Source organism: Flavobacterium akiainvivens, assembly GCF_001278115.1.
Classification (GTDB): domain Bacteria; phylum Bacteroidota; class Bacteroidia; order Flavobacteriales; family Flavobacteriaceae; genus Flavobacterium; species Flavobacterium akiainvivens.
Genome location: NZ_LIYD01000001.1, coordinates 1 through 2323, shown reverse-complemented (window position 1 = coordinate 2323; position 2323 = coordinate 1). Strand labels below are relative to the sequence as shown.

At 46.8% G+C, this 2323-nt stretch carries 2 tRNA genes and 1 rRNA gene; all 3 read left to right on the top strand.

What is annotated here, in order from left to right:
• Positions 1-341 precede the first annotated feature (341 nt).
• The 3 genes from AM279_RS00015 to AM279_RS00005 all read left to right on the top strand — a co-directional run bounded on the left by AM279_RS00015 (position 342) and on the right by AM279_RS00005 (position 2213).
• Positions 342-1856 (top strand): 16S ribosomal RNA (locus tag AM279_RS00015).
• Between the two features lie 100 nt (positions 1857-1956).
• Positions 1957-2030, top strand: a tRNA-Ile gene (locus AM279_RS00010).
• Positions 2031-2139: 109 nt separating this feature from the next.
• Positions 2140-2213 (top strand) — tRNA-Ala (locus AM279_RS00005).
• Positions 2214-2323: the final 110 nt, after the last annotated feature.

Genomic DNA, 2323 nt, shown 5'->3' with positions numbered 1-2323 from the left:
AAAAAAAAGTTTTAAAAAAGCTTGGATTTAAAGGGGAAAAGATTTTATCTTTGCCCTCCCAAACTGAGAGGTTCGGGACATAATGAGAGGTTAAAGTGAAGCTTTAAACGGTAAGAAAAAAAAGAGAAAAAAAATTCTCAAAAAGCTTGCCGGTTTCAAAAAGAGTTGTACTTTTGCAGCCGCTAAACGAAACAAGCCACACGGTTTAAAAAGTTAAGCGAAAGAAATAAGAATGACACGTTCATAGACATATTGGATTGACAGCATAAGAGAGAGTAATTATTACTTTGCTTTTATCGAATTAAGGCTTAGAATAAAGATCGTAAAAATATTAAAAATATACGATGAAGAGTTTGATCCTGGCTCAGGATGAACGCTAGCGGCAGGCCTAACACATGCAAGTCGAGGGGTAGAGGCTTTCGGGCCTTGAGACCGGCGCACGGGTGCGTAACGCGTATGCAATCTGCCTTACACTGGGGGATAGCCCAGAGAAATTTGGATTAATACCCCATAGTATTTTTGCCTGGCATCAGGTGATTATTAAAGTTTTTCGGTGTAAGATGAGCATGCGTCCCATTAGCTAGTTGGTATGGTAACGGCATACCAAGGCTATGATGGGTAGGGGTCCTGAGAGGGAGATCCCCCACACTGGTACTGAGACACGGACCAGACTCCTACGGGAGGCAGCAGTGAGGAATATTGGTCAATGGGCGAGAGCCTGAACCAGCCATGCCGCGTGCAGGATGAAGCATCTATGGTGTGTAAACTGCTTTTGTACGGGAAGAAACCCCTCTACGTGTAGAGGCTTGACGGTACCGTAAGAATAAGGATCGGCTAACTCCGTGCCAGCAGCCGCGGTAATACGGAGGATCCAAGCGTTATCCGGAATCATTGGGTTTAAAGGGTCCGTAGGCGGCTTTATAAGTCAGTGGTGAAATCTGGCGGCTCAACCGTCAAATTGCCATTGATACTGTAGGGCTTGAATGTTTGTGAAGTAACTAGAATATGTAGTGTAGCGGTGAAATGCTTAGATATTACATGGAATACCCATTGCGAAGGCAGGTTACTAACAAATGATTGACGCTGATGGACGAAAGCGTGGGGAGCGAACAGGATTAGATACCCTGGTAGTCCACGCCGTAAACGATGGATACTAGCTGTTCGGCAGCAATGCTGAGTGGCTAAGCGAAAGTGATAAGTATCCCACCTGGGGAGTACGGGCGCAAGCCTGAAACTCAAAGGAATTGACGGGGGCCCGCACAAGCGGTGGAGCATGTGGTTTAATTCGATGATACGCGAGGAACCTTACCAGGGCTTAAATGTAGTATGACAGGTTTGGAAACAGATCCTTCTTCGGACATATTACAAGGTGCTGCATGGTTGTCGTCAGCTCGTGCCGTGAGGTGTCAGGTTAAGTCCTATAACGAGCGCAACCCCTGTTGTTAGTTGCCATCGAGTAATGTCGGGAACTCTAACAAGACTGCCGGTGCAAACCGTGAGGAAGGTGGGGATGACGTCAAATCATCACGGCCCTTACGTCCTGGGCTACACACGTGCTACAATGGCAGGTACAGAGAGCAGCCACCATGCAAATGGGAGCGAATCTATAAAGCCTGTCTCAGTTCGGATTGGAGTCTGCAACCCGACTCCATGAAGCTGGAATCGCTAGTAATCGCATATCAGCCATGATGCGGTGAATACGTTCCCGGGCCTTGTACACACCGCCCGTCAAGCCATGGAAGCTGGGGGTACCTGAAGTCGGTGACCGCAAGGAGCTGCCTAGGGTAAAACTGGTAACTGGGGCTAAGTCGTAACAAGGTAGCCGTACCGGAAGGTGCGGCTGGAACACCTCCTTTCTAGAGACACGGTCTCTAAGTCTTAGATATAAAGATGAGTAATACTACTCTCGCTGTTAGTTCAAAAAATTAAAAAGAAGAGAGAGCTTGAAATAAACATAGTCTCGTAGCTCAGCTGGTTAGAGTACTACACTGATAATGTAGGGGTCGGCAGTTCGAGTCTGCCCGGGACTACTAGTTTCTCGAATCTTTTAGGAAATTTTAGAAGTTGAGTGATTATCACGTTAGAGTGAGCACGTTATCAAACTGCAAACTGCTATCTGGTAACTGCTGACTGAAAAACGGGGGATTAGCTCAGCTGGCTAGAGCGCCTGCCTTGCACGCAGGAGGTCATCGGTTCGACTCCGATATTCTCCACAATCCAGTTCACAGTCACAGTGAACAGTAAGCAGATAGCTGCCTACTGGGACTGCGACTGAAAACTAAGGAAACCGTTCATTGACATATTGGGATAATACAAAAAGTAG